This window comes from Burkholderia sp. Cy-637, assembly GCF_011753175.1.
GTDB lineage: Bacteria > Pseudomonadota > Gammaproteobacteria > Burkholderiales > Burkholderiaceae > Burkholderia > Burkholderia gladioli.
Map to the genome: position 1 here is coordinate 1 of NZ_VWWC01000311.1, position 3,624 is coordinate 3,624.

The 3,624-nt window shown below is 73.9% G+C and carries 1 protein-coding gene; it reads left to right on the forward strand.

Going from position 1 to position 3,624, the window contains the following annotated elements; translation table 11 throughout:
• Positions 1-3,624: amino acid adenylation domain-containing protein (locus tag F3J10_RS34840; RefSeq protein ID WP_167243980.1), on the forward strand; the 3,624-nt coding region annotated here is incomplete at both ends.

The following is a 3,624-nucleotide window of genomic DNA, read 5'->3' on the forward strand; positions in this document are numbered from 1 at the left end:
TAAGCTCGAACGCGAGGACACCGAGGCGCTGCGCCGCGCCGCGCCGCGTGCCTACCGGCTCGGCATCGACGAGCTGCTGCTGGCCGCGCTGTCGCGCGCGGTGGCGGGCATCTTCGGCGGCGGCGGCGCGCTGGTCGCGCTCGAAGGCCATGGCCGCGACCTGTACCAGCACCTGGCCGGCCCCGCGCGCGAGGATCTCGACCCGAGCCGCACGATCGGCTGGTTCACCACGCGCTTCCCGGCCTGGCTGCCGGCGCTCGCCGACGACGCCCAGACGCTGATCGGCGCCAAGGCGCGACTGCGCGCGCTGCCTGACGGCGGCGCCTCCTGGGGCTGGCTGCGCAGCTACGGCGACGCCGCCGTGCACGACGCGCTGGCCGCGCTGCCGGCGCCGCGCATCGGCTTCAACTATCTCGGCCAGTTCGACGGCAGCCTCGCCGAGGACGGCCCGTTCGGCTTCGCGACCGAGAAATCGGGCAGCCAGCAGCCCGTCGACGAAACCCTGGTCTATCCGGTCGAGCTGAACGGCCTGATCGTCGAGGGCCGTTTGTCCTTCACCTGGCGCTTCGATCCGGCGGTGGTCTCGCCCGAGCGCCAGCATGCCCTGGTGGCCGCCTTCGGCCGCGAGCTCGCGCGCCTGGTCGCGCATTGCGAGCAGGCCGAGCCGCGCGCCACCGCGGCCGATTTCCCGCGCGCCGCGCTCGACGAGGCCGGCTTCGAGGCGCTGGGCCTGGCCGGCACCGCGCTCGACGATCTTTATCCCGCCACGCCGCTGCAACAGGGCCTGCTGTTCCACAGCCTGATGGAGGCGGGCGCCTACCTGAACCGCAAGCGCCTGACCCTGTCGGGCGCGGTCGACATCGAGGCGATGCGCGAGGCCTGGCGCACCGTGGTCGAACGGCACCCGGTGCTGCGCACGCGCTTCGTGCGCGCGCACGGCGGCACCATGCTGCAGGCCGTGCTGGCCTCGGTGCCGCTGCCCTTCGAAGTGCACGACTGGCGCGAGCGCGCCGACTACGACGAAGCCTTCGCCCGCTGGTTCGACGAGCAGGCGCCGCGGCGCATCGATCTCGACGCCGCGCCGCTGATGCACGTCGCGCTGTTCCGCCGTCCCGACGGCGCGCACGACCTGGCCTGGCTGAACCATCACGCGCTGTCCGACGGCTGGAGCCAGTCGCAACTGCTCGGCGAACTCACGCGCAGCTACGCGGCGGCCTGCCAGGGCAAGCCGCCCGAACTCGAGCCGGTGGTGCCGTTCGGCGCCTATCTCGACTGGCTGGCGCGCCAGCCCGAGCCGGCCGACTGGTGGCGCGAGCGGCTCGCCCAGGTGGACCGGCCGGCGCTGCTGCTCGACGGCCTGCCCTCGCTCTCGACCGCCGAGGCGCAGGCGCATCTCGCGCAAGGCGGCCCGGGCTTCCGGCATCGCGACGCCCGGCTCGACGCGGACCTGTCGGCCGCGCTGGCCGAGACCGCGCGCCGTCGCGGCATCACCCTCAACACGCTGATCCAGGGCGCCTGGGCGATCGTGCTGGCGCGCCACGCGGATCGCCGCCAGGCGGCCTTCGGCGTGACCGTGTCGGGCCGTCCCTCGGAGCTGCCCGGCGCCGCCGCGATCCAGGGCGTGTTCATCAACAGCCTGCCGATGTGGATCGAGGTGCCCGCCGACGCGCCGCTGCAGGATTGGCTCGCCGCCATCCAGTTGCGCAATGTCGAGCTGCGCCAGGTCGAGCACACGCCGCTGACCTCGGTGCGTCGATGGGCGGGCGGCGGCGAGCTGTTCGATTCGCTGCTGGTGTTCGAGAACTACCCGATCGACCCGTCGCTGCGCGATGGATCGCTGGGCCTGACGGTGGATGCCTCGACCTCGTTCGAGCAGACCCACTATCCGCTCACGCTCGGCATCCTGCCCGGCGAGCGGATCGGCCTCGAATGGAGCTGGGACGCGACGCGCCTGGCCGAGGCCGGCATCGACGCCTTGGCCGGGGCTTACCAGGCGGTGCTGGCGCAACTGGCGCGGCCCGAGGTCGAGACGCTGGCCGCCTTGCGCATCGCGGGGCCGGCCGGCGAGGCCGGCAGCGCCGTGGCGGCTTCGCAGGGGACGAGCGAGGCGAGCGGGGCGCATCCGCATCCGAATCCGCATCCCTATCGCGGCGCGATCGTGCGCTTCGAGGCCGCCGCGCTCGCGCGTCCCGATGCGCTGGCACTGCGCTGCGGCGACGAGACCATCGACTACGCCGCGCTCAATCGCGCCGCCAACCGCATCGCGCATCGCCTGGCCGCGCTCGGCGTGGGCGCCGAGGCGCGCGTGGGCGTCTGCGTCGAGCGTTCGCCGGCCCTGGTGGCCGCCTTGCTCGGCGTGCTCAAGGCCGGCGGCGCCTATGTGCCGCTCGATCCCGACTATCCGCGCGAGCGGCTGCGCGAGCTGTGCGAGGACGTGGGCATCGCGATCGTGCTGGCCGACGCGCACACCGCGCCGCGTCACGCCGACTGGCTGGCGCAGGCGGGCCGCACCGTGCTGGAAGTCGCGCCGCTGCTGGCGGCGGACGATCTGGCCGAGGACAATCCGGCCGGCGAGGCGCATCCCGAGCAGCTCGCCTATGTGATCTCGACCTCGGGCTCCACCGGCCGGCCGAAGGGCGTGGCGCTCACGCACGGCGCCCTGAGCCGCCATATCGACGATTTCCTCGCCGACCACGGCCTGCGCGTCGACGATCACGTGCTGCAGTTCTCGACCGTCAATTTCGATGCCTCGGTCGAGCAGCTGTTCCCGGCGCTGGCGATCGGCGCCTCGGTCGAGATGCGCGGCCCGGCGCTATGGAGCGCCGAGGAATTCGACCGCGTGCTGGCCGAACGCGCCGTCACCTTCGCCGACCTGCCGACCGGCTACTGGAAGCAATGGGCGCGGCAGGCGCGGCCGCGGCCGGGCCTCGCGCTGCGCCGCATGACGATCGGCGGCGAGGCGCTGCCCGGCACGGCCGTCGCGCAATGGCGGGACGGCCCGCTCGGCGCGGTGCAACTGGTCAATACCTACGGGCCGACCGAAACCGCCGTGGTGTCCTCGGTGCTGCCGGTCGAGGATGCGCATCGCGACAGCCTCGCGGTGCCGATCGGCCGACCCTCGGCCTCGCGCCTGTACCGGATCCTCGATCGCGACGGCGAGCCGGTGCCGCCGTTCGGCGTGGGCGAGCTCTGCATCGGCGGCCACACGCTGGCGCGCGGCTACGTGGGCCGCCCGGGCCTGAGCGCCGAACGCTTCGTGCCCGATCCGCTCGGCGCGCCGGGCTCGCGCCTGTACCGCACCGGCGATATCTGCCGCTGGCTGCCCGATGGCGGCGTCGCCTATGTCGGCCGGCTCGACCAGCAGGTCAAGGTGCGCGGCTTCCGGGTCGAACTCGGCGAGATCGAGGCCGCGCTGGTGGCGCTGCCCGAGGTGGCCGAGGCGCTGGCCCTGGTGCAGGGCGAGGACGACGCGCGCCGCGTGGTGGCCTACGTGGTGCCCGCGCGCGATGGCGCGGCGCCCGATCCGGCGCGCTTGCGCGAGGCGCTGGCGCAGCGCCTGCCCGCCCATATGCTGCCTTCGGCGATCGGCGTGCTCGACGCACTGCCGACCCTGCCCAACGGCAA